Here is a 23,968-nt window from a genome sequence, read left to right as displayed (position 1 = left end):
CCTAGTTCCGCGTCCCGCGCTTGAGATCGAAGATCACCGACCGGTGGCACGAGGGGCAGAGGAACCACTCGCGCCGCCGCGCATACCCCAGCCCGAACGACCCACCCCCGATGGAGCGGCGTGTCATCCGCACCGCGCAACGGGGACAGGTCGCCCCCTCCCCGGCAGCGACCGCCGCCCGCACCGCCGCCTCTTCCTCGGTGGAGTACTTCGCCCCCTCGCTCACGAACGCCCCCCTCCCAGTGGTAGGGCGGGTGGTGTACGTCGGGGTCCCTGCCACGCGGCCAAGGTCGCTACCACTAGAGGGAGACCACGACCTTCCCGAACTGCTCGCCCGACATCAGGCGCGCGTATGCATCTGCGCCGTGCGTGATGTCGTGGACGGAGTCGACGATCGCGTGCAACTGCCCCCGCGCAAACTCGCCCGCCGCCGCCGCAAACTCCTCTTCGTTCCCCATGGTCGAGCCCATGATGGTCCACTGGTTCCAGAAGAGGCGCCGCACGTCCATCTGCAGCATCGGCCCTGACGTCCCGCCGCAGGTGACCAGGCGTCCGCGCTTGCCTAACGCGAAGAGCGACTGCCCCCAGGTCTTTTCCCCCACGCTGTCGATCACGACGTCCACGCCGCGCTTGGACGTGCGGTTGCGGACCTCCTTGCCCACGTCGACCTGTGCGTGGTTGATCACCTCGTCGGCGCCTAACGCCTTGGCACGTGCCAGCTTGTCGTCGCTTCCCGAGGTCACCCAGGTGTGCGCGCCGAGCGCCTTGGCGATCTGCAGCGCCTGCAAGGCAACGCCGCCGCCGATCCCCCAGATGAGGACGTGCTCGCCCGCGCGCACGCGCGCCTTGCTCACCATCATCCGCCACGCCGTGAGCGACGCCAGCGGAAAGGCCGCCGCCTCGGTCATCGGGATGTGCGCGGGGATCGGGACGACGTTCCATTCGGGGACGACGAGCTGCTCGCAGATGGTCCCCGAGTAGTGCTCGCCCATGATCCCGTACTTGAGGCACAACGGGGAGTCTCCGCTGGTGCAGTACTCACACTGCCGGCAGCTCTTCCCGGGGTTGAGCACCACGTGGTCCCCCACCTTCACCGACGTCACGGCGTCGCCGACCGCCTCGACGACCCCCGCCCCGTCGGAGCCCACGATCCAGGGCGGCGCGATCTTGATGTGGGGGAGCCCACCGAGCATCCACAGGTCGAGCCGATTGAGCGCCGCCGCCTTCATGCGAACCCGCACGTCGGAAGACGCCGCGATCTCGGGGGTGGGGAGGTCGTCGCGGAGCTGGAGTTGTTCCAGTCCGCCATGTGCCGATATGGTCAGAGCGCGCACGTGGTCCCGTAGGGTTGAGTGGTCGGGGCGAAAGCACTGGAATAGATTCCGGCACCCTTACTGCGGCATCTCGCCGTCGTGGCCAGCCGCGGGCGTGTCACCTCGTCCCAGTCCGGAAATCAGGCAATGCTCTCGATCAAAGTCCCCGTGCTCGGTGAGTCCATCGTCGAAGCCACGATTTCCCGATGGCTCAAGAAGGAAGGGGACCGTGTGAACGCGGGCGACACGCTGGTCGAACTGGAGACGGACAAGGTAACGGTCGAGGTTCCGGCGCTGAAAGCAGGTGTTCTGGTTCGCCGCGCCAAGGCCGAGGGCGATGTGGTGGCGGTGAACGACGTCCTGGGCGACATCGACGATGCCGCCGCCGGCGCCGCGAGCGCGAGCGAACCCGCGCCCGCCCCCCTCGCGGTGGCCCCCGCTGTGGCCCCCGCGCCGGCACCGGCCGCTGCGGCGCCAGTCGCGGCCGCTGCGCCCGCGGTGGTCGCCCCGATCGCGACGTCGTCGGCAGAGAAGAGCTCGCCCGCCGCCCGCCGTCTGGCGGCCGAACAGGGCGTCGACCTCTCCCAGGTCGCCGGCACCGGCCGCGGTGGCGTCGTGAGCAAGCCGGACGTCGTCGAACACTTGGCCGCAGCGTCGACGTCGGCGATGCCGGCCGTCTCGGCTCCGGCCGCGGCTCCAGTCGCGGCGCCGGTCGCAGTGCCTGCCCCGCCGACTCCCGCACCGTCGGCCGCCGCAGCGCCGGCGCCGGCCAAGGCGTCGACACCGGCCCGCCCTGCCGTCGGTGGCCCGCGCGAATCGCGCGAGAAGATGACCACGCGCCGACGTCGCATCGCCGAGCACCTGCTGGAGGCGCAGCACGCCACGGCGCACCTCACCACGTTCAACGAGATCGATCTCACCGCGGTCGAGTCGCTGCGCGCGCGGATCAAGGAAAAGGTCGAGAAAGAGCACGGCGTCCGCCTGTCGATGATGCCCTTCTTCGTGAAGGCGGCGTGCATGGCGCTCAAGCAGTTCCCGGTGGTGAACGCCAAGGTCGATGGCGATCACATCCAGTATCACCACTATGTGAACATGGGGATCGCCGTTGCCTCCGATGCCGGGCTCGTCGTCCCCAACCTCAAGGATGCCGATTCGCTGAGCCTGCTCGACATCGCGCGCGCCATCACCGCGGTCGCGAAGAAGGCGCGCGACGGCAAGCTGACGATGGATGATCTCACGGGCGGGACGTTCACGATCACCAACGGCGGCGTCTTCGGCTCGCTCATCTCCACGCCCATCATCAACTTCCCACAGGTCGGCATCCTCGGCCTGCACAAGACGCAGGATCGCCCGATGGTGGTGAACGGCGAGATCGTCGTGCGCCCGATGATGTACGTCGCGCTCTCGTACGATCACCGGATCATCGACGGTCAGCAGGCGGTGCTCTTCCTGGTCAAGGTGAAGGAGTTGATGGAGGATCCCGCCTTGATGGTGGTGGAGTAGTCTCAGCAGCCGGACGGGCGAGTCGACGAACAATCACTTGAACACGCAGCGGGGGCGGCGCCGAATCTGGCGGCTGCCCCCGCTTTGCACGTTCACCCGTGGCAGTCACCTGGCCTGCGCGCCCGCTTCACCTCCGCGGGGCACGTAAACCATTTCTCTCGTCGGGGCATCAAAAGGAGCAGCGAGTGAGAAATGCGCGGATGCGAAACTCCGCCGCCGCCGCTCCCGTACGACGATCAGAGGACCCGCCCAATGACCAACTACGCTTTCACCCCGCTTCCGCCTTCTCGCCACGACCCGCGTGTGGCCGCGGCCATCGGCGCGCTCGCCGGGAACTGGCGTGGTGAGATGGTCATCGATGGAACCGGAGAGAAGGTGCCGTTCACCCTCCTTCGCGATCACTCCAGCGATGCCGCCGTGGCCGGGCGCTTCCTCTTTTTCGCCACCAGGGACGTCGCTCCGACTGGGATGAAGCTGCTCGAGGCCGCCAACGCTGTCTTCGTGGCGCTCGTGGGTCCGTACTACTGTCCGCGTGAGAACGCCGACGTCATGACGGTCTTCGAGGGAACGCGCCAGGGTGAGAGCATCGAGGGGACGTTCTACACGCGCGTCCAGAATTGGCGGAACACGTTGCGCAGTGGACGATTCTCGGCCACACGCGCCGACAGCTCCACGCGAGCGGCGTAACACACGACGGATTGGGGCACCGCAGGGGACCGCGGTGCGGGGGCGGGTGTGGTCGCGATGAGCGGCCACACCCGCTTAATTTTCGCCCTCCCCTCCTCTCACAGCCCAAGCCTCCAGATGGCGAACGAACTCCTTGCCGCCGACGTGGTGATCATCGGCGGCGGCCCCGGCGGCTACGTCGCCTCGATCCGCGCGGCGCAGCTCGGACTCTCGACCGTGTGCGTCGAGATGGACAAGACGCTCGGCGGAACCTGCGTCAACGTCGGGTGCATCCCTTCAAAGGCGCTGCTTCAGTCGTCGGAGCACTACGAGTTCGCGCGCTTGCACGCCCACGAGCACGGCCTCGCGTTTGACGGGCTGCGCTTCGACCTGGCGACGATGCACAAGCGGAAGGACGAGGTGGTCTCGGCCAACACGCGCGGGGTCGAGTTCCTGTTCAAGAAGAACAAGGTGACCTGGGCCCGCGGGCGCGGGACGCTCAAGGCGGGGAACGTCGTCGATGTCACGGCGCATGACGGATCGGTGACGAGCTACCAGGCCAAGCACGTCATCATCGCCACTGGCTCGGTCCCGTCCGAGCTCCCGTTCCTCAAGTTCGACGAGCGGCGCGTGCTCTCCAACGTCGGTGCGCTCGCGATCCCCGAGGTGCCGCGCCACCTCGTCGTCATCGGTGGCGGGGTGATCGGGCTTGAGCTGGGTTCCGTCTGGCGGCGGTTAGGGGCCAAGGTGACGGTCGTCGAGTTCATGCCGACGATCCTCCCCGGCAACGACGACGACATCACCAAGGAAGCCGACCGCATCTTCCGCAAGCAGGGGCTCGACATCCGCACCGGGACCAAGGTCACGGGGGCGACGGTCGAGGAGTCGCGCGTGTTGGTCACCATCGAGAAGGGTGGCACCCCCGAGGTGCTCGACGCCGACTACGTCCTCGTCTCCGTGGGACGGCGCCCGGCGCTGCACGGGGTGAACGCGGCCGCGTTAGGCCTGCAGATCGGGCCGCGCGGCGAGGTGATCGTCGATGACCAGATGCGCACCAACCTGCCGAACGTCTTCGCCATCGGCGACGTGGTGGGGGGAAAGCTCCTGGCCCACAAGGCCGAGGAAGAAGGGGTGGTGGCCGCCGAGGTGATCGCGGGCAAGCCGGCGCACATGCACTATCGCTCGATGCCGGGCGTCGTCTACACCTGGCCCGAAGTGGCGACCGTGGGCCTCACCGAGCAGGAAGTGAAGGCCTCCGGCCGCAAGTACAAGGTCGGGAAGTTCCCCTTCTCGGCCAACGGTCGCGCGCGCACGATGGCCGAGACCAATGGCTTCGTGAAGATGATCGCCGATGCCGAGACGGATGAGTTGTTAGGCTGCCACATGATCGGCGCCAACGTGTCGGACCTGCTGGCCGAAGTGGTGCTGGCCTTCGAGTATCGCGGTTCGTCGGAAGACATCGGGATCACGGTGCATTCGCACCCGACGTTGTCGGAGACGACCAAGGAAGCGGCGTTGGCGGTGCTCGGGCGGGCGATACACATCTAGCATGGGGAAGACGAGAAGACGAGAAGACGAGAAGACGAGATGGACGGGCGCTGAGTTGCGGCGTTCGGCTCGGAGACTCGTCTGATGTTTCGCACGGTTCTTTTCGACTGCGACACCACCCTCTCGGCCATGGAGGGGATCGACGAGCTGGCGCGTGAGTATCGCGACCAGATCGTCCCGCTCACCGAGGCGGCGATGCGCGGGGAGGTGCCGCTCGAGTCGGTGTACGCGCGGCGGCTGGCCATCATCAAGCCCACGCGCGGCGAGATCGAGCGCATTGGCCGCATGTACGTCGAGCGGCTGGTGCCGGGGACGCGGGAGACCGTCGACGGGCTGCATCGTGCCGGCGTCGACGTACACATCATCTCGGGCGGGTTGCGCCCGGCGGTGCTGTACGTCGCCGACGCACTCGGCATCGCGCATGACAAGGTGCACGCGGTGGATCTCTCCTTCGACGAGGCGGGACACTACGCAGGCTTTGACGAGGGGTCGCCGCTCACGCGCGACGGCGGCAAGCCGGCGGTGATCCAGGCGTTAGGCGCGCTGGCGCGACCGGTGATGCTGGTGGGTGACGGCAACACCGACCTCGATGCCAAGCCGATCGTCGACTGCTTCGTTGGCTTTGCCGGTGTGGTCGCGCGCCCGCGCGTGGTCGCGGAGGCGCATGTGGTGGTGCACGCCAACTCGCTCCTTCCCGTGCTGGCGCTCGCCCTGGGCGACGACGGCGCCGCGCAGCACCCAGAACTGCTTTCACTCCTCGACGCCGGGCGAGCGCTGCTCGCGGCGTCGGTTCACCTTCCGCCGGACCGGGCTGCCTCATGAGCACCGTCATCGAACCCACCGCCACTCCCGCCGTGAGCGTCAAGGCGCCGCCGTTCGGGAAGTTCTTCCTCCCCGGCCCCACCGAGGTGCGCCACGACGTGCTGTACGCGATGACCCAGCAGATGATCGGGCACCGCGGCAAGGACGTCGAGGACCTCATGGCGCGCGTCGCCCCCAAGCTGCAGGCGGTCTTTCGCACCACGCGTCCCGTCTACACGGTGACGTCGTCGGCCACCGGGCTCATGGAAGCGGGGGTGCGCAACGCGACGCTCAAGCGCGTTCTTTGCCTCGTGAACGGCTCCTTCTCCGAGCGCTTCTACAAGGCCAGCGTCAATTCCGGGATCGCGGCCGACAAGCTCGAGGTGCCGTTCGGAGAGTATGTCTCGCCCGAACTCCTGGCCGACACGCTCAAGCAGAAGGAATACGACGTCGTCACCATCGTGCACTCGGAGACGTCGACCGGGGTGCTGAATCCCATTCGCGACCTCGCGGCTGCGGCACATGCGTCGGGCGATGTGGCGGTGGTCATCGACACGGTGTCGTCGCTGGCGGCCGGTGCGGTGGAGAGTGACGCGTGGGAGCTGGACTATGTGCTCACGGGCTCACAGAAGGCGCTGGCGCTCCCGCCGGGGCTGGCATTCTGCACGGCGAACGAGCGGGTCTTCGCGCGTGCGCGGCAGAGCGAGCGTCGCGGGCTGTACTTCGACCTGCTGGAGTTCGACGAGTACTTCAAGAAGAACCAGACGCCCAACACGCCGGCGGTTTCGCTGCTGTACGCGCTCGATCTGCAGCTCGACCACATGATGGCCGAAGGGGTGGAGGCGCGGTGGGCGCGCCATGCGGAGATGGCGGCGTACACCTGGGGGTGGGCCGAGCAGCGCGGGCTCAAGGTGTTTGCACCTGCCGGCTACCGTTCGCCTGGTGTCACCTGCATCCTGATGCCCGAGGGGACCAAGGGGTCTGTCGTGGTGGGGGCGATGAAGGCCAAGGGCTTCGTGCTGGCCACCGGCTACGGCGCGCTCAAGGACGACATGGTGCGCGTCGGGCACATGGGCGAGCACACGTTAGGCGAGGTGCAGGGGGTGCTGGAGGCGTTGGGGGAGGTGATGTCGCCGTAGCCCTCACCCACCTCGGCGTGACGGACACGACAACACCCCTGGCAGCTTTCGCTGACCAGGGGTGTGCCGTATGTGGCGCTCCCCCCAGAGACGCACACATCCTTGCGACACGATCAGTATCGTCGCCTAACGTCCGAGCCGTCACCTGCACAGCTCGAGCATGGCGGGTTTCACAGGATCTTCACACGGCAGGCCGCATCAGCCGACCGCACGAATTCCCCACTTGTTCTGGCCACGGCACGGCGTCGTCGGTCCTTCCACTGCATCAGACGTCGTCGCTCCGTTCGTGTTAAGGGACACGCGATCGCGTGTCCCCCCCTACACCCCGGCGCGTTCCCGCGTCAGGAAGCTGCAAAGACGAGGTCGAGGGAGACAAAGCCGTCGGCATCGCCCCCTTGTGAGGGGAACTCGACGGTCAGGTTCACCCACCCGGCGTGATCGGGATCACTCATGCGGAGCGGCATCATCGCCTGCTGGGCCGGGAGGACAGTGACGGCCGACGGCGCGCCGCGCGGGGCGCGGAGGCGCAGTGTGTACACCTGCCCGGCACGTCCCTCGACGCGTACCACATAGCGCCCCCCCTGCACGCGTTCGCGCACGATGCGCAGCGCTGCCGATCGGTCGCCGATGCGCGGGGCCTGCCGCGGCGGCGTGACCTCCCATCCTCCCTCCCAACGTACCGCCAGCTGCACTGCGTCACCGAGGGCCGCCGAGTCGCGGGGGATGACGGCGCCGGGCAACGCCTGCGTGGCGAGCGACGCCCCGTCGCGATCGCGCACCACGGTCGCTGCCCCGAGCGGGAGCGCCGGCGCGAACTCGACGGTGATGGGTCGCCCCTTCTCGATCCCCTCGCGCGCCACCGTCAGCGTCACCGTGCGCCCGTTGCGCACCAGCTGCAACGAGAGCCTGGCGTCGCCCACCGCCAGGTGCTCGACCCGCACGGTGTCCCAGTCGGCGGGCAGGTGCGGGGCCACGCGCAGGCGCCCCGCCGGCGCGTCCACCTCGATCCCGAGGAGCCCGCGCACGAGCGGCGTGAGCACCATCGAGGTTGCGAAGAACTGGTGCGGGACCGCCGTGTCGAGCGGCTTGTAGACGCGCCCCGAGATAACCTCGGGGTTGCGCCCCAGCGCCTCGTCGAAGCCGGTGCGCGCGATGGCGTCGAGCGCGAAACGCCCGGCGTGGGCGTTGTGATAGCGGTACTGCGCCAGCGCCACCCATCCGGTCACAAAGGGCCACACTGCACCATTGTTGTAGTGCAGCGGATCGAACAACGACGAGCGCGCCGAGAGCGGCCTCGCCCCCCAATCGGTCATGATCTCGTTACTCGCCAGGCGCCCCACCATCTCGGCGCCGCGCGTGGCATCGAACACGTCGAACGACAGCGCCGTCGCCGGCCACGACGTGAGGTTCTCATTGACCTTCTTCCCCTCGAGGATGGCGAAGGCGTACTGCCCTTGCTGCGGCATCCAGAGCGCCTGCTCGAGCGTTGCCAGCGCCTTGCTGCGAATGGCGCGCGCCTCGCTGGCGAGCTTGGGTTCCTTCATCGCGTCGGCCATGCGCGCGAAGCGATCGAGCGCCGCGATCCACACGCCACTCAGGTAGACGTCGGAGACGATCCCCTCCTGCAGGTCGCCCACTTCGAGCGCCCCTGCCCCGGCAATCGTGTTCTCCATCAAGCCGTCGCCATCGCTGTCGGCCGCGCGCGACCACTCGAATGCTCTCCGCAGGTTGGGCCACAACTCGCGCACCAGTGCGGTGTCGGCGGTCTGCTTCCAGTACTCGCCGAATGCCAGCACCCAGAACGGCGTGGTGTCGCCGTGATAGAAGGCGTACGGGTACTTCCCGAACCAGTCGACCTTCCCCGCCCCCTGCGAGATCTCGTGGGTGATCTTGCCGTCGGCGCGCTGGTACTTGGCAAAGAAGCGGAACACCCCATCGCGCACGAGGTCGCGCTGCCCGACGCCGCTCATGCCGAACGAGTTGATGGCCGCGTCGCCACCGAAGAACCAGCCGAAGCCGGGGCGATCGCTCGCCGCCCCGGACAGGCCGTAGCCGGCGACGAGTCCGCACCCCAGGTCGGGGTTGCAGACCATGGCTTCGTCGAGGTTGACCTTGGCCCACTCGAAGGCGCGATTGAGCGCCTTGTCGGGGGTGACGATACGAGTGGTCTGCGTTCGAATCGAATCGAAGTGCGCCACGCGCTTGCGCCACTCCCTTTCGGCGGCGCCAGGGGCCACGAGCCGGTTGTACAGCGCCCGCGCCGAGTCGCGTGGCATCTCGCCGCCAGCCATCACGATGGGGATGAACCCCTCGTGGATGTTGATGTTGCCGCCGGGGGGCTCGCCCAACCGCGGCTCGGTGTAGCGCTCCGTCGCGCTCCCCACCCCAATGACGAACTGCGGCAGCGCCGCCGAGAGCATGTGGGCGGGGACGTCCGACGCCTGGGTCACGTTGGGCGATCCGAGGAAGCCGTTGACCTGGCGGCGGGACTCGGAGAAGACGAAGGCCTTGGCCGGTGCATTCCACGCGATGTACTGCCCCCCTAACGACGCCGGCCACGCCAGGTGGATATCGGGGGAGAAGGTCGCGACGATTTCCATGGGGCGGATGGCGTCGACCTCGAGCAGCATGATGGTCGCCGGCTGGTCGAGTACGGCAAAGACGTGCTGCTTCACCGTGAAGGTCTCGTACGCGTACTCGATCGTGACCCCTTCCGGTCGCACACTTACCCAGCGCGCCACGTCCTTGCCCGGGATGGGGGCCGTGTACTTGGGGACGCGAAAGGACAGCTGGAAGTCGTGCAGCCACTTGTAGGGCCACGACCAGAGTTCGAAGCGTCCATCCTCGGTCCCCATCGCCACCGACTTGCGTCCCACCGAGGCAAGGTAGACGCCCGGGCGCGCAGGGCCGCGCAGTTCGAGCGCCGAGCGACCGAGGTCGAAGAAGGTGTTGCGGGGGAGCGGTTGGGTGGGCGGCTGGGCCGGCTGCTGCGCCTGCAGCAGCGTGGGCACGAGTGCCGCAAGCGGAACGAGATGGCGAACGCGCATCGTCGGGATCGTCGGGATCGAGTGGGGGTGACCGGCTGGAATGTGGGCGTGCGCGGCGAGGCTGTCGAGGAAGCGCCGGGCGGGCGAGATTCCCCCACCATGCCGCTGAGCGCGATTGCCCTCGTCCTTCTCTCGGCGCTCCTGCACGCCTCGTGGAACCTCCTGCTCAAGCGCGCCGGCGGGACGCAGGAGGTCGTGGCGCTCAGCAAGATCGTCGAGGTCGTCCTCTTCGCCCCGGTCTTCGTCTGGGGCTTTGCCGCCGACCTTCCCGAGGCGGCGACGGTCGCCTGGTTCACCGCCGTCGCGGCCACCGGTGTCGGGCTGAACTACCTGTTCCTCGCGCGCGCCTATCGCCACGGTGAGCTGTCGGTGGTCTATCCCATCTCGCGCGGGGCGATCCTTGCCTTCCTCCCGGTGGCGGGGTGGTTCGCGTTAGGCGAACGGGTCGCCCCGCTGGGCGTCGCGGGACTCCTGGCGATCGTCTGCGGGATTCTCGTCCTCAACCTCCCCGAGTGGTCGCGCTCCGCCGTTCGCGGGCTCGCGACGTCGCTGCGCGGGCGGGCCACGCTGTACTCGATCGCGGCGGGCTTCGTCGCCGCCGGTTACACCGTCTGGGACAAGCGCGCAGTGGCCGTCATGGCGCCGTTCGCCTACATGTACCTCTACACCGTCCTCGTGGCGCTCGGCTACGGTGTGTGGCTGGCCACGCGGGTTGCATCTGGCGCGACTCGACAGGCGTGGCGCGCACACGCGCCGAGCATCGTCGGCATCGGGGCGATGAACACGGCGTCGTACCTGCTCATCCTGCTCGCGTTGCGCACCGGCGTCACCAGCTACGTGCTGGGGATGCGCCAGGTGAGCATCGCGGTCGGGGTGTGGATGGGATGGGCGCTGCTGCGCGAGCGGATGTCGGGTCCACGCCTGGCCGGGGTCGTCCTCATCGTGGCCGGGTGCCTCGCGGTGACGCTCGTCGCGGGGCGCTAGCGGGCGACGCGCTAGAAGATGTTGGTCTCGATTGCGACGGACCGCCGTGTGAAGCGCGAGATGCGCAGCTCGTCGATGTCGATCGTGTGCGCCCGTCCATCGAGGATCTCCTCGGCCATCAGCAGGCCGGTGGCCGGAGAGTGCATCACCCCGTGCCCGCTGAAGCCGCTGGCATCGATGTAGTTGAGGAGGTCGGGGTGCCGGCCCAGCACCGGCATGTGATCTGGGGTGACTTCGTACAGCCCGGACCAGCACTTCTTCTGCGACAGCTGTGCGTCCTGCAGCTGCGGAAAGCGCCGCACGCCGTGGTGGAGCACCGTCTCGAACCACTCCCAGTCCACGTCGAGCCGTTCGCTCGACGGCTCGTTAGGGTTGGTGAGCCCGAAGATCAGCCCGCGCCCTTCCTTGCGCATGTAGAAGCCGCTCGCCACGTCGAACGAGAAGGGGATGTCGTCGGGGAGTCCGGCAAACGGCTCGGTCATGTAGATGGTGCGACGATACGGCTGCACCGGGATCGACAGGCCGGCGAGGGCGCCTACCTGGCCGGCCCAGGCGCCCGCGGCGTTGACCATCACGTCGCAACCGATCGTCTCGCCTCCTGCCTCGACCGCGGTCACGCGCCCGGCCGTGACGTGCAATGCGGTGACGGGCAAGGAACAGCGGACCCGCGCGCCCAGCTCGCGTGCGCGCGTGAGGTACCCCATCGCGATCCCGTACGGATCGCAGTAGCCGTCCCGCGGGCAGAACGTGGCGCCGACGACGTCGTCCACTACCGTCCCGGGGACGAGGCGCTCGGCTTCAGCCGCCGTCAGCAGCTCCGTGGGGACGCCGAGCCGTCGCTGGAGTTGCACCTGCTGCTGGTAGCGTCCCCAGGTATCGCCATCCGTGATGAGGAAGAGGTAGCCGACCTGCCGGAGCTGGGCAAAGCCGCCGATTTCCTCCGTGAAGTGCCGCAGCCGCTCGATGCCGTACTGCGACAGCCGGATGTTCACCTCGGTGTTGAACTGGTGCCGTACCCCCCCGGCTGATCGGCCGGTGCTCCCCGTCGCGGGTGACTCCCAGCGCTCGAGGATGAGGATGTCGCGGCAGCCGCGTACCGCGAGGTGATAGGCGATGGAGGCGCCGACGATGCCGCCGCCGATGATGACGACGGCCGCGCCGGACGTGCCGGCGGTGCGCGGGGCACCCGGCGCAGCGGGTGAAGGCAGGGGAGTGGTCACAGCGAGGAAACTTGCATCGCTCGAGGCCGCGTAGCGAGGGTTGCGCGCGAGGCCGAGCGCCAACGAGGGGCGGCCCTGGGAGCCGCCCCTCGTTGTACCAACGTTCGACGGTGACGCGACGGTCGCCTAACGCACCGTCACCGTGACCACCGACGACGTGTCGGCCGCGCCCTTGGCGTCGGTGACGATGAACTTCACGCCGTAGGATCCGCGCGCCGCGTACTTGTGGCTCAGTGTCACGCTCCCGGCCGTCGTCCTGGTCCCGGACGAGGTGCCGTTCCCCCAGACGAACTGGTAGCTCCACGGGCCGTTGTCGGGATCGGTGAAGCTGCCGCGCATGGTCACCTTGCCCCCGGCCCTGATCCGCGTCGAGGTCGTGGCGACGAGCGTCGCGTTAGGTGCGGTGTTCCCGACGGGCGGCGGGGGCGGCGGGCTCCCGGTCGTGACCTTCCACAGCAGGGCGTGCATTGGCCCACCGGGAACGAGCGGCCCCTCGCCGACGATCTCGCCGTTGTTGTTGATGCTGCGCGCCATGGTCTGCGTAGCGCCCGGCCATGCCGGCAGGAGGTAGCCCACCCCGTTGCGCCAGAACGCCGAGGCGTAGAGCACTCCCGCCGCGCTCGACGTCCCCCAACCGATGATGTCGCCCGCATCGTTCACGTCCACTGGCTGCGGCTGGATCACGCCGGCCGGAACGGGGAGGGATTGGATCGCCCCGTTGACCCAGCGTACGGGGAAGCCACCGTTGCTCGTCCCGACGACCGTGCCGGTGTTGTTGACCGCGGTCGCGCTGGACGCGGCTCCGGCCACCAGCGCGCCGAGGTTGGTGAAGCTCCCGTTCTGCCAGGAGAAGGCGGTCGAATTGAAGTTGGTGGTGCTGGTCGAAATCCCGACGACCTGCCCGAGGTCGTTGATGTCCTGCGGATTGGTCGACTGGAAACCGGCCATCGCCCCGAGGTCCTGCACGAAGGCACCATTCTGCCAGAGAACGCCGTGCGTCGTCATCGCGAGGTTGGGCTCACGCACCATGCCAGCGATCGAGCCACCGGCGTTCATGCCACGCGCATAGACGCGCAGCACGTCGCCGCCGGGAAACGGCGGGAGTCGGTTGAATGTCCCGTTAGGCTGGCGCCAGATGGCGTAGTTGATCGACGTCCCGCCGATGGACTCGTTGAGGATCATGTCCCCGCCATCGTTGATCCGGACCGGGATCAGCAGTCCGGACGGGTCGAAGTTGGGGATCGTGACGAAGCTGCCGCCGGTCCACAGCAGGGGAGCCAGTGCCCCCGCCGCGTTGGACGACATCCCGGCAACCTGCCCGAGGTTGTTGATCGCGTAGGCGGAGGAGTAGGTCCCCCCGGTCGGAACGCCTAGATCGGTGATGGTGACGGTGTACGGGCCCATCGCCACCGTCGCAGCCGCCTGCACCGCCGCCGAGGGCTGGTCCAGCTCGTCGGGTGACAAACGAACCGGAGACGGCATGGTCGGATCGGCGCACGCGGCCACCATGGCAGCAAGCGCCACCAGGCTGAGTGCACTCGCGCTGTTTCTTCGGAGCATGAGGGTCGGCTCTCTCGTTTGGTGTCGCGGATCAGCGGTGCGGCGCGGGGACTGCGTCCGCGCGGGCGAGGGCACCATGACCGCCCAACAGGTCAACACCCATGCGCCGGATCGGGGGGAGGGCTCGGTCACCGTCGCCGAGTCGGTCTCCAGCATGGCAGGGGCAGGGCGCGTCGTTCCGATCAGCACGGGACGAGTCGCCGGGGAACTATGTACCGGCGGAGCGCAGCTGCAAGTGTCGCAGATCACGGGAGTGCATTGCAGCATTCGCATGGCGGGCCTGTCAGCTGCAACGATTCGCCTCGTCCCGACGTGCGCCGACGACAGCCACGTCGCCGGGGACCGCTGCGAGCGCTGCCACCTCAGCGACCTCTCTGCATCATGGCGATACAGCGTTGCAATGCCCTGCATCGGCACGCGTCGCCCCCGTCAGGCACTCCGGAGCCAGAAGTCGCTGTCGTGACTGGACTTGCCTGACGGTCGCGCGTGGGCCCCTCGATTGCACTTCCTCGTGGCGCGGACGAACACCGCTGGGCAACGAGGTGTCAGTACAACGGCGATCCGGGGGGATCGTGGGAGTGTGCTGGCACCGCGTTGTCCGGCACGACGCCGCGTTAGGCCCGCGCGACGCGATCCACGTCGCACGCATACGCACGCGCGCGCTGACACGCGCACGGGCGCGCACAGGCACGCGTCACACGGCGCGCGGCCCGAGCAGGTCCCACGCGTTCCCCTCGCAGTCCCGAAAGACCGCGACCATCCCATAGACCTCGCGGCGCGGGGGCGACACGAACGTCACCCCCGCTCCCTGCATGCGGGCGTACGCCTCGTCGAAGTCGTCCACGCGCAGGAAGAGCCCGACGCGACCCGCGAACTGCGCCCCGACCGCCGCCGACTGCGCCTCACCATCGGCGCGGGCCAGCAGGAGCCCCGTGACCCCACCCGGGGGGCGCACCACGACCCAGCGTTTGGGACGCCCATCGTTCGTCAGCGATGGCACATCCTCGACGAGATCGAAGTGGAGGACGTCGACGAAGAAGGCGATGGCCGGGTCGTAGTCCCGCACGACGAGGGTCACGAGGTCGAGGTATGCCATGCCGGATGCTACCCCTCGCACGCGCCCGGCGCGAGCCGTCACCTCCCAGGCCGTCACTCCGCACGACGCTCGGCGTCGCGCGCCCGGGGTCGTGCTTGAGAACCGGGGCCGGGCGCGTACGTTTGCCCCGCGCGCGCACTCGCGCTCGTGCCCCCCCTTCCCCTGTACTCCGCATGTCGATCTCCCGTCTCAATCCGCGCGACCTCGAGTTCCAACTGTACGAAGTCCTGGACGTCGAGACGCTGACGGCGCGCGCGCGCTACGCCGACCATTCGCGGGAGACGTTCGATGCGGTCCTGACCACCGCGCGCGCCCTCGCCGAGTCACACTTCCAACCGCACCACCGCGAGAGCGACGAGCACGAGCCGTTCGTGCACGACGGCCGCGTGGTCACTCCAGACGCCGCGCACGCAGCGCTGCGGGCGATGGCCGAGGCGGGGTTCATCGCGGCGACGCACGATGAAGCGTCAGGGGGGATGCAGCTCCCGCGCGTCGTCGCCTCGGCCGCGCTCCTCTGGTTCGACGCCGCCAACGTCGCGACCGCGTCGTACGCGCTCCTCACCACCGGCGTCGCCAACCTCGTCGCGACGTTCGGCACGCCGGACCAGCGTGCGCGCTACCTCGATTTGCTCCTGACGGGGCGCTACTTCGGGACGATGGCGCTCACCGAACCCGATGCCGGCTCGTCGCTCGCCGACCTTCGCACCCGCGCCGTCCCAGCCGGGGACGGCCATCCCCCCGGCACCTACCTCATCAGCGGGACGAAGATGTGGATCTCCGGCGGCGAGCACGAGATGTCGGAGAACATCGTGCACATGGTGCTCGCCCGCATCGAGGGGGCGCCCCCGGGTGTGCGCGGCATCTCGCTCATGCTGGTGCCACGCTATCGGCGCGACGATGGCGGCGCGCTCGTCCCCAACGGCGTGCGGCTCGGCGGCCTCATTCACAAGATGGGATGGCGCGGCACCACGAGCACGATCCTCAACTTCGGTGAGCAGGAGCCATGTGTCGGCGAGTTGGTGGGTGAGCCGCATCGTGGGCTCGCGTGCATGTTCCAGATGATGAACGAGGCGCGCATCGGCGTGGGGCGCGCGGGGGCGGCGATGGCCGCGGCCGCCTATCAGCACGCGCTCGACTACGCGCGCACCCGCCGGCAGGGGCGCCTCGCGGGTGAGAAGGACCCGTCCCGCCCGCCGGTGACGATCATCGAGCACCCGGACGTGCGCCGCATGCTGCTCGCGCAGAAGGCGACGTCGGAGGGGGCACTCGCGCTCGTGCTGCAGTGCGCGCGGCTCGTCGACGAGGAGCGCACCGCCCCCGACGAGTCGTCACGGCGCGACGCCTCCGCCCTGCTCGAGGTCCTGACCCCCATCGCCAAGGCGTGGCCAGGCGAGGCCGGGCAGGAGTCGATCTCGCTCGCCATGCAGACGTTAGGCGGCTACGGTTTCGCCCGCGAGTATCCCATCGAGCAATTCTACCGTGACAACCGCCTGAACCCGATCCACGAGGGGACCAACGGCGTGCAGGCGCTCGACCTGCTCGGGCGAAAGGTGCGGCAGGACGACGGTGCCGGGTTCCGCGCCCTCGTCGCGCGCATGCGCCTGGCGGCTCGCGACGCCGGACAACTCGAACCGCTCGCCACACTCGGCGACCAGTTCGGCCAGGCCATCACTCGGCTCGAGCGCGTGACACAGACGCTGCTGCTCTCGGGCGCGACGACCGACCCGTCGCTCGCGCTCGCCAACGCCAGCGCCTACCTCGACCTCGTCAGTCGCACCGTCATCGGGTGGCTCTGGCTGCGCCAGGCCACCGTCGCTTCGCGCGCCCTGTCGTCCGCGCGTTCGGCACCCGAGGACGCGTTCTATCGCGGCAAGCTGCAGGCGGCGCGCTACTGGTTCGGCTGGGAGCTGCCGCGCACCGAGCAGTTGGCCACGCTGCTCGAGCGCGGCGACACCACCCCGTTCGACATGCAGGACGCCTGGTTCTAGCGAGCCGCGCGCCGACTCCTACTTCGCCGCGCCACTCCCGGCGCGCTCCAGCTTGGCGTAACTGCGTCCCAGCCACACCGTCAGCAGCAACCAGAGCGCGGCAAACGGCACCATCGTGAAGGCGAGCCCCGAGGCACCCAGCCCGAAGACTGCCATCCCGGTGTACGACCACGCCCCTACCTGATCGCCCAAACGATAGACGAAGGTGTCGCTGAAGTTCTTCGCCTTGTACTTGTCGGTGCGCGGCAGGACGGTGAACAGCGCCTCGCGACCGGGGCGTTGAATGGCGAAGTTCCCGGCGCGGCGCGCCACCTGGAAGACGATCAGCACCGAGAGCACCGGCGCGATCCCCAGGATGCCGAAGCCGAGCATCGTGAGCACGGGGAGGAAGGCCAAGGCCGCGCCGACGCCGAGCCACTTCATCACGCGACCGGTGAGGAAGAGCTGGGCGATGAGCGTGAGGCCGTTGGTGATCAGGTCCATGTTGGCGAAGACGCGCGTGCGCTCGTCGCGATTGTCACCGAACGCGGCCGCCACGATGTCGGCCTGCTGGAAGTACAGGAAGGTCGACGAGATGGTGTAGAAGAGGATCAGCGTGGCGATGCCGAAGAGATACGGCGACGAGAAGGTGTGCTTGATCCCGTCGAGGATCCCGCCACCGATCACCTCCTTCGACGTATCACGCGTCGCGTCGGAGGCCCGCTCCCCTTCGGCCAGCGCCGCGCTGCGCATCGCCCCTTCGTGCTTGTCGATCACCAGCGCGGCCTGTACCGCCAGCTCGAGGATCACGGCCGAGACGAGCATCAACCCGACGCCCCCCACGACGCCGACGAGCGACGAGGTGATGGTGGCGCCGAGCATCGCGCCTAACGTGCCGCCGACGGCGACGAAGCCGAAGAGGCGCTTTCCCTGTCCCGGGCGAAAGAGGTCGGTCGTGAGCGACCAGAAGACCGAGACGACGAAGAGGTTGAAGACGGACGTCCAGATGAAGAAGATGCGCCCGGCCCAGATGGCCTGCGCCGGGTCGGCGCTGCGGAAGTAGAGGTAGAACGCCACCAGGTTGAGGGCGAAGAAGCGATACGCCCACGAGACGAAGCGCCGTCGCGTGACCTTGGCCACCACGGTCGTGTACAGCGGATGCGCGAGCAGCATCCCGGCCAGCGTCCCGGTGAAGAGCCACGCCAGGTTCTCGGCACCGCTGGCCGCGCCGATGTCGTCGCGGATGGGGCGGATGACGTAGTAGGCGCAGAGGACGAGGAAGTAGTAGGCGGTGGACCAGAGGAGGACCGCCCCTTCGCCGTCGCGTGCGCCGACCGCGGCGCGCAAGCGCGCCGACAACCCGTTGGTGGTGCTGGTCATGTCTGGTCCCGAGTGTTCGTGAGGGGGGCGATACGGCGGGAGGGGGGCCGACCCACCGCGCGGCGGTGCCGGCCCGCCGCGTGGTGCCTAACGGCCGCGCGGCGGTGCCGGCGGAAGTGCATCGACAAACTCGATGATGCGCTGCCGTGTTGCGGCATCGGGGAGGCGACCCACGCCGCCGCCGATGTTGTCGAGCATGTGCCGGGCCTGGCTCGTGGCCGGCGTCACCGCGGTGATCGCCGGGTGCGAGATGACGAACTTGAGCAGGAGCTGGGCCCACGTGGTGGCGTCGAAACCGGCGGCCCAGTCGGGGAGCGGTCGGTCGCCGATGCGACGGAAGAGCGAGGTGCGGCCGAACGGCGCATAGGCGAGCACGGCGATCTTGCGCTCCTGCGCCAGCGGGAGGATGACCTCCTCCACCTGCCGGTTGTCGGCCGCGTAGTCGATGCCGATGAAGTCGAGCGGCTCGTTGCGCATCACCTCGATGAGCCCCGGGTACTGTGGCTCGAAGGTCGTCGTCACGCCGATGTAGCGCACGCGCCCCTGCTTCTTGTAGTCCTTGAGGATGCCCAGGTGCGTGGGGACGTCGGACATGTTGTGGACCTGGATCAGGTCGATCTTCGGGCGCTTGAGCAGTTCGAAGGAGCGCTCGACCTGGGCGCGCGCTGCCGCCGGGTCGGTCGTTGCCCCCGCGCCACGTCCGGCGGCGTTGAGCTTCGTCGCCCAGAACATCTTGTCGGCGATCCCCAACTCGTTCACGATCTGGCCGGCCACCTGTTCAGAGGCGCCGTAGCTCGGCGCCGTATCAAAGAGCGTCGCGCCGCGATCGACCATCGCACGAAAGACCTCCTTGAGCGCGCTGACCTCTTCGCTCCGGGCCACGCTGGCAAAGGTGGCCGAACTCCCGAGCCCGATGACGGGGAGCAGTTCTCCGGTCGCCGGAATCGCCTTCTTGAGGAGCGTCCCCTGCAGCGGGGACAGCAACGGCTCCAGCGCCTGCAGCAGGCGAGGGGCGAGGGCGAGCGCTGCGCCGCTTCCCGCGGCCGATCGGAACCACGCGCGACGGTTGAGCATCTCAGGTCTCCGAGGTGTGCGTCTGGTGTGCGTGCCGACGGCGTGCCGTAGACGTCCGGCGGGAAGCAGCATGTCGGCGCGAAATACTACGCATGGGAACAGTCCCGCGCTGCCCCGGCGGGACCGGTCGCCGTCACGAAGTGCACGGCGTCGGAGGTACCACTGACGAATCGTCGGATCGGAAGCGAACGTAGGGATCGCCGTGCAGTTTGCCACGTCTCGCCCGCCCCACCACCCTCGCGCCATCGCCCGCCATGCGCCCGCGCCCCACTCCCTCGCTCGTTGCCACCTGCATCGCCGTCGTCGCTTCACTGGCGACGCTGGCCCCTATCGCCGCGACCGCGCAGTCGCTCCCCGACTCGACGGTCCGTCGCATCGACCAGCTCTTCGCGCGCTTCGATTCGACCACCCCGGGGTGCATCGTGGGCGTCGGGCGAAACGGGGCGGCGGTCTTCAAGCGGGGGTACGGGATGGCCAATCTGGAGTACCGGGTCCCGCTCACCGGCGAGTCGATCTCCGAATCGGGATCGGTGGCCAAGCAGTTCACCGCCGCGGCGGTGGCGTTGTTGCAGCTGGAGGGGAAGCTCTCGCTCGACGACGACATCCGGAAGTACCTCCCCGAGCTCCCTGACTTCGGGCGCCCGATCACCATCCGCAACATCCTGACCATGACCAGCGGGCTGCGCGACCAATGGGCGCTGCTCGTCCTCATGGGGCGCGGCCCTGGCGAGGAGGTGCATACCAACGCGCTGATCCTCGACCTGGTGAAGCGGCAGCGCGAGCTCAACTTCGCTCCCGGCAGCGAGTACCTGTACAGCAACACCGGCTACGTGCTGGCGACGCATATCGTCGCACGCGTGAGCGGGATGCCCTTCGCCAGGTTCTCCGAGGAGCGCCTGTTCAAGCCGTTAGGCATGCGACACACGCAGTGGCGCGATGATTATCGCCGAGTTGTCCCGGGGCGTGCCACGGCGTACGCCTTCGAGCGCGGGGCGTGGGTGCAGGACATGCCGTTCACCATGGTGCACGGCAACGGCGGGTTGCTGTCGTCGCTCGACGACCTCCTCAAGTGGAACGACGCGCTCACCGACGGACTGCTGGGCAAGCCCGAACTGACGCGCCTCCTCGAGACGCGGATGACGCTGAACGACGGGCGCGCGCTCACCTACGCGCTGGGCCTGCAGGTCAGTCCGTGGACCGCGGGGGTGCGCGAGGTGTCACACTCCGGCTCCACCGCGGGCTATCGCACCTTCCTGGCGCGCTATCCCGAGGCCAAGGCATCGGTCGCCGTCTGGTGCAACGCCGCACCGGCCAACGCCGTGCAGCTGGGGCGGCAGGTGGCGGCCCTGGTGGTACCGCGGACCGCGCCGGCGCGCGGGGCCCCGGCGCCGATTGCCGCGGCCGAACGCGGGCTGATCGTCGGGCCGTACCGTGATCCGCGCACCGACGACTGGCTTTCCATCAGCAGCGTCGGCGAGTATGCACGCGTCATCGGCCCCTCGGCCGACTCTCTCCGGAGCGACGGCGCGCCCGGACGCTACATCGCCGGAACCGGGATGAAGCTGACCTTCACACCGGCCGGTGCCAAGGCCACCGCGCTCCGCATCGAGTCCCCCGATGGCGACCTCACCGAGATGGTCGCGTCGCCGCCCCCGGCGGCTGCCTCGATACCGTTAGGCGACTATGCCGGCACGTTCCGCTCACCGGAACTCGATTCGCGGATCGTGATCCGCCTGGACGGCGCGAACCTGCGGGCCCGTATCTCGACGGACGACGAGTTGGCGCTCATCCCGTTCTACGCGGATGGTTTCCGTGTCGGCGGGGCGACGCTGCGCTTCGTGCGCGACGCGGGGGGGAAGGTGACCGGGCTGCGGGCGTTCGCCGGGCGCGCGAGGAACGTCCGGTTTGATCGGGAGGGGTGACGCCACGGGGACGCCCCGCCGGCCCCGTCGAAGGGGCCGGGGCGCCGGGCCGCGAGGGCCCCCCCCGGCGCCCCGCCGGCCCCCGCCCCCCGCGCGGGGGGGGGGGCCGGCTGGCCCGCGTGCGCGGGGGGGGCCGCCCGGCGGGGCTGGCGGGGGGTCTGCCCCCCCCCCCCCGTGGGCGCCCCGCGGGGCGGGCCGCGGGGCCCGCCCCGGGCCCCCCCCCGGTCTCCCCCGGCCCCCCCCCCCGGCCCCCCCCCCCGTGCCCCGCCCCCGGCCGGCTCGCGCCCTGGGGCGTGGGGCCCGGGGGGGGGGGGGGGTGGGGCGGGCTCGGGCCGCGCGCCCGCGGGGGGCGGGGGCCCGCGCGTGCGCTCGCGCGGGCGCGTGCGGGTGGGCGGGGCGCCGGCGGCCCCCCCCGTCCCCTCCCCCGTCCCGGGGGTCGCCGGGGGGGGGCCGTCCTCTCGCCGGCGCTGTTCCGGCCGGGGTGGGCCCCGGGGGTCCTCGGGTCCCCGGCCGGGCCGGGCCCGCGGTGGGCGTTTCCCGGTGGGCGCGGGGGGGGGCGCCGCCGGCTGCTGCCGGGCCGTCTGGCGGGGGGGCCCGTCGGGGCGCGGCTGTCCCTCTTCCGGCGTGTCCCGCTCCCGCCCACGCCCCCTCCCGGGGGCGGGGCCCCTTGGGCTGCTGTCCGTGCGCGGTCCTCTCCTGGGGGGGGGTGTGCGGGGGGCGCTCCCCCCTCCGGGGCCCCCCGGCGGGGCCCCGCGGGGCCGGGGGGGGTGCGGGGGTGGGGCCGGCCGGCTGCGGGGGGGGGGCCTTTGGCCCCCCCCCCCTCCGGCCGGGCCGCCCCGCCCGGGGGGGGGTGGGGGGCGGGCGGCGTGGGCGTCCGCTTGGCGGGCGCTTTCGCCCCCCGTGGCGGCCCCCCCGCGGGCGGCGGTCCCGGCGCTGGGTCGGGGTGGTCTTCTCCCCCGCCCCCGCCGCCCGGGCGCGCCCCCCCCGGGGCGTGGCCCGCGGGGGGGGGGGGGGGGGGGGGGCCGCGCCCGGGGGGCGGGCGGCGGCACCCCCCCCCGCCCCCCCCGCCCCCCGCCGCGGCGCCCACCCCGTGTACCCTGGCTGCGACAACAGCGCCGAAGCGGGGAGGAGACACGCCGCCAGCGCACACGTGGGGGTTCGCAGGAGTCGCGCGATCATGGAAGTCTCCGTTCGATGGGGAATGAAACGGCGCCGTTCGACCGCCGGCTCACGTCGAGTCGCCAATCGCCGTCGCGAGCACCGACTCTGCCGTCCACGCGCCGACGGGGCGCGCCTCGCTCAACCGGCCGCGGCACATCACCGCCAAGCGGTCGCACATGCCAAACAGCTCCGGCAGGTCGGAACTGACGAGCAACACCGCACACCCTGCGGCCGCCTGCCGCGCGATCACGTCGTAGACCTCGGCCTTGGCCCCGATGTCGATCCCGCGCGTCGGTTCGTCGAGCAACAGGACGCGGGCCTCGCCGTGCAGCAAGCGAGCGATCGCCACCTTCTGCTGGTTGCCGCCCGAGAGCGCGGTCACCCGCTGCCATGGCGATCGCGCCCGCACGTGCAGTTCGCGCATCCAGTGGCGGCTGCGCTCCGCCATGCGCGGCAGGTCGAGGATGCCAAGCGCCTCCACGCGCCGCTCGGGCCGCGTGGCACAGACGTTGTCGGCGATCGACCGCGTGACGGACAGCCCTTCGCCCTTCCGGTCCTCGCTCACGTACCCGACACCAGCACGCACACGCGCGGCGGTCGTCGCCCCCGTGATGGCGCGCCCGTCGACGTCGATGGTCCCGCGCGCGGCACGATCGAGGCCATACAGTGTGCGCAGCAACTCCGTGCGCCCGGAGCCTAACAAGCCCGCGATGCCGAGTATCTCGCCGCGTCGCAGGGTGAAGGTCGCCTCGTGCAGCTTGGGCGGCGAGGCGAGGCCGTTCACCGCGAGCGCGACCTCGCCCGCGGCAGTTCCGGCGCGCACCGGGTAGAGCCCGCGCGCGGTGCGCCCCACCATCGCCGCGACGAGCGCGTCGTTGTCGGTATCGACGATCGCGCCGGTGGCCACGCTGCGTCCGTCGCGAAGCACGGTGTACCGGTCGGCGATGCGCCGCACCTCCTCGAGGAAGTGCGAGATGTAGAGAATGGCCACCCCGCGCGCCTTGAGCCGTCGAATGAGTGCGAAGAGATGCTCGACGTCGCCGCCCTGCAACGAACTGGTGGGCTCGTCCATGAGGAGGACACGCGCATCGGCCGCCAACGCCCGGCAGATCTCGACGATCTGGCGCGCCGGGAGGCTCAGCTCGCGCAGGGGGCGATCGGGGTGGATCTCGGGGTGCGGGAGTTCCTCGAGCAGGGCACGCGCGCGCGCACGCGAGGCGCGAGCGTCGATCCATCCCCAGCGCGACGATTCGCCGCCTAACAGGATGTTCTCCGCCACCGTGAGATGCGGGCAGAGCGACAGCTCCTGGTGAATGAGCGCCACCCCGCTGCGCCGTGCATCGAGCGGGTTCGCGGGCGCGTACGGCGCCCCGTCGAGCGTGAGCGTCCCGGCGTCGGCACGAAGCGCCCCCGCCAGCACCCCCATCAACGTGCTCTTTCCGGCCCCGTTCTCTCCAATCAGCGCGTGCACCTCGCCCGGGCGCACCTGCACATCGACGCCGTCGAGCGCGAGCGTGGCCCCGAAGCGCCTGACGATTCCCGTCACGCGCAATCCGTCGCCAGTTCGCCCCCGGTCGGCCATCGTCG

17 protein-coding genes are annotated in these 23,968 nt (G+C 69.9%); 8 read left to right on the top strand and 9 right to left on the bottom strand.

What is annotated here, in order from left to right; translation table 11 throughout:
* Nucleotide 1: 1 nt before the first annotated feature.
* Nucleotides 2–280, bottom strand: coding sequence for a hypothetical protein (locus IPN47_22640; protein ID MBK9410794.1), 279 nt, complete (start codon nt 278–280; stop codon nt 2–4).
* A gap of 19 nt (nt 281–299) precedes the next feature.
* A complete protein-coding gene (locus IPN47_22635) occupies nt 300–1,334 on the bottom strand; it encodes a zinc-binding dehydrogenase (GenBank protein MBK9410793.1) in 1,035 nt (344 codons plus the stop codon).
* 126 nt (nt 1,335–1,460) lie between these two features.
* Between IPN47_22635 and odhB the strand changes: the two genes are divergently transcribed.
* The 5 genes from odhB to IPN47_22610 all read left to right on the top strand — a co-directional run bounded on the left by odhB (nt 1,461) and on the right by IPN47_22610 (nt 6,970).
* Nucleotides 1,461–2,816: a 2-oxoglutarate dehydrogenase complex dihydrolipoyllysine-residue succinyltransferase gene (gene odhB, locus IPN47_22630; GenBank protein ID MBK9410792.1), complete on the top strand. Its 1,356-nt coding sequence runs from the start codon at nt 1,461–1,463 to the stop codon at nt 2,814–2,816.
* 252 nt (nt 2,817–3,068) lie between these two features.
* Nucleotides 3,069–3,503 (top strand): hypothetical protein, encoded by a 435-nt coding sequence (locus IPN47_22625; GenBank protein MBK9410791.1) that lies wholly within the window; start codon nt 3,069–3,071, stop codon nt 3,501–3,503.
* A 117-nt stretch (nt 3,504–3,620) separates the two neighbouring features.
* Nucleotides 3,621–5,030: a dihydrolipoyl dehydrogenase gene (gene lpdA, locus IPN47_22620; GenBank protein MBK9410790.1), complete on the top strand. Its 1,410-nt coding sequence runs from the start codon at nt 3,621–3,623 to the stop codon at nt 5,028–5,030.
* Between the two features lie 84 nt (nt 5,031–5,114).
* Nucleotides 5,115–5,852, top strand: coding sequence for an HAD-IB family phosphatase (locus IPN47_22615; GenBank protein MBK9410789.1), 738 nt, complete (start codon nt 5,115–5,117; stop codon nt 5,850–5,852).
* Entirely contained in the window at nt 5,849–6,970 is a 1,122-nt protein-coding gene (locus IPN47_22610) for an alanine--glyoxylate aminotransferase family protein (GenBank protein ID MBK9410788.1), read from the top strand. Before IPN47_22615 ends, IPN47_22610 begins: the two co-directional genes overlap by 4 nt.
* A 341-nt stretch (nt 6,971–7,311) precedes the next feature.
* Here IPN47_22610 and IPN47_22605 read toward each other — a convergent pair whose 3' ends face one another.
* Entirely contained in the window at nt 7,312–10,017 is a 2,706-nt protein-coding gene (locus tag IPN47_22605) for a hypothetical protein (GenBank protein MBK9410787.1), read from the bottom strand.
* A 27-nt stretch (nt 10,018–10,044) separates the two neighbouring features.
* Here IPN47_22605 and IPN47_22600 point away from each other — a divergent pair, with 27 nt between their 5' ends.
* Nucleotides 10,045–11,001, top strand: a complete 957-nt coding sequence (locus tag IPN47_22600) for an EamA family transporter (GenBank protein MBK9410786.1) — start codon at nt 10,045–10,047, stop codon at nt 10,999–11,001.
* Between the two features lie 11 nt (nt 11,002–11,012).
* Here the strand turns inward: IPN47_22600 and IPN47_22595 are convergent, their stop codons facing one another.
* The 3 genes from IPN47_22595 to IPN47_22585 all read right to left on the bottom strand — a co-directional run bounded on the left by IPN47_22595 (nt 11,013) and on the right by IPN47_22585 (nt 14,877).
* The gene (locus tag IPN47_22595) at nt 11,013–12,209 is read right to left on the bottom strand and encodes an FAD-binding oxidoreductase (GenBank protein ID MBK9410785.1); all 1,197 of its coding nucleotides are present in this window, start codon (nt 12,207–12,209) and stop codon (nt 11,013–11,015) included.
* A gap of 138 nt (nt 12,210–12,347) precedes the next feature.
* Entirely contained in the window at nt 12,348–13,703 is a 1,356-nt protein-coding gene (locus IPN47_22590) for a hypothetical protein (GenBank protein MBK9410784.1), read from the bottom strand.
* A 772-nt stretch (nt 13,704–14,475) separates the two neighbouring features.
* Nucleotides 14,476–14,877: a VOC family protein gene (locus IPN47_22585; protein MBK9410783.1), complete on the bottom strand. Its 402-nt coding sequence runs from the start codon at nt 14,875–14,877 to the stop codon at nt 14,476–14,478.
* 173 nt (nt 14,878–15,050) lie between these two features.
* Here IPN47_22585 and IPN47_22580 point away from each other — a divergent pair, with 173 nt between their 5' ends.
* A complete protein-coding gene (locus IPN47_22580; protein MBK9410782.1) occupies nt 15,051–16,865 on the top strand; it encodes an acyl-CoA dehydrogenase in 1,815 nt (604 codons plus the stop codon).
* A gap of 18 nt (nt 16,866–16,883) precedes the next feature.
* Here the strand turns inward: IPN47_22580 and IPN47_22575 are convergent, their stop codons facing one another.
* Both IPN47_22575 and IPN47_22570 read right to left on the bottom strand, forming a co-directional pair.
* Entirely contained in the window at nt 16,884–18,224 is a 1,341-nt protein-coding gene (locus IPN47_22575; protein MBK9410781.1) for an MFS transporter, read from the bottom strand.
* 87 nt (nt 18,225–18,311) lie between these two features.
* Complete coding sequence (locus IPN47_22570; GenBank protein MBK9410780.1) at nt 18,312–19,298, bottom strand: aldo/keto reductase; 987 nt, start codon at nt 19,296–19,298, stop codon at nt 18,312–18,314.
* A gap of 254 nt (nt 19,299–19,552) precedes the next feature.
* Here IPN47_22570 and IPN47_22565 point away from each other — a divergent pair, with 254 nt between their 5' ends.
* Nucleotides 19,553–21,220: a serine hydrolase gene (locus tag IPN47_22565; GenBank protein MBK9410779.1), complete on the top strand. Its 1,668-nt coding sequence runs from the start codon at nt 19,553–19,555 to the stop codon at nt 21,218–21,220.
* A 1,228-nt stretch (nt 21,221–22,448) separates the two neighbouring features.
* Here the strand turns inward: IPN47_22565 and IPN47_22560 are convergent.
* Entirely contained in the window at nt 22,449–23,963 is a 1,515-nt protein-coding gene (locus tag IPN47_22560) for a sugar ABC transporter ATP-binding protein (protein ID MBK9410778.1), read from the bottom strand.
* Nucleotides 23,964–23,968 lie beyond the last annotated feature (5 nt).

This window comes from Gemmatimonadota bacterium (assembly GCA_016719105.1).
Lineage (GTDB): Bacteria > Gemmatimonadota > Gemmatimonadetes > Gemmatimonadales > Gemmatimonadaceae > SCN-70-22.
Note: the sequence above shows the minus strand (reverse complement) of the source record. Positions and strands in the feature narration are given on the sequence as shown.

What these genes read in the sequence shown, in the direction of transcription:
- lpdA (MBK9410790.1), top strand. Translation starts at nt 3,621, where the DNA reads ATGGCGAACGAACTCCTTGCCGCCGACGTGGTGATCATCGGCGGCGGC.
- odhB (MBK9410792.1), top strand. Translation starts at nt 1,461, where the DNA reads ATGCTCTCGATCAAAGTCCCCGTGCTCGGTGAGTCCATCGTCGAAGCC.
- IPN47_22590 (MBK9410784.1), bottom strand. Translation starts at nt 13,703, where the DNA reads ATGCCGTCTCCGGTTCGTTTGTCACCCGACGAGCTGGACCAGCCCTCG.
- IPN47_22585 (MBK9410783.1), bottom strand. Translation starts at nt 14,877, where the DNA reads ATGGCATACCTCGACCTCGTGACCCTCGTCGTGCGGGACTACGACCCG.
- IPN47_22615 (MBK9410789.1), top strand. Translation starts at nt 5,115, where the DNA reads ATGTTTCGCACGGTTCTTTTCGACTGCGACACCACCCTCTCGGCCATG.
- IPN47_22605 (MBK9410787.1), bottom strand. Translation starts at nt 10,017, where the DNA reads ATGCGCGTTCGCCATCTCGTTCCGCTTGCGGCACTCGTGCCCACGCTG.
- IPN47_22580 (MBK9410782.1), top strand. Translation starts at nt 15,051, where the DNA reads ATGTCGATCTCCCGTCTCAATCCGCGCGACCTCGAGTTCCAACTGTAC.
- IPN47_22560 (MBK9410778.1), bottom strand. Translation starts at nt 23,963, where the DNA reads ATGGCCGACCGGGGGCGAACTGGCGACGGATTGCGCGTGACGGGAATC.
- IPN47_22625 (MBK9410791.1), top strand. Translation starts at nt 3,069, where the DNA reads ATGACCAACTACGCTTTCACCCCGCTTCCGCCTTCTCGCCACGACCCG.
- IPN47_22575 (MBK9410781.1), bottom strand. Translation starts at nt 18,224, where the DNA reads ATGACCAGCACCACCAACGGGTTGTCGGCGCGCTTGCGCGCCGCGGTC.
- IPN47_22565 (MBK9410779.1), top strand. Translation starts at nt 19,553, where the DNA reads ATGCGCCCGCGCCCCACTCCCTCGCTCGTTGCCACCTGCATCGCCGTC.
- IPN47_22570 (MBK9410780.1), bottom strand. Translation starts at nt 19,298, where the DNA reads ATGCTCAACCGTCGCGCGTGGTTCCGATCGGCCGCGGGAAGCGGCGCA.
- IPN47_22610 (MBK9410788.1), top strand. Translation starts at nt 5,849, where the DNA reads ATGAGCACCGTCATCGAACCCACCGCCACTCCCGCCGTGAGCGTCAAG.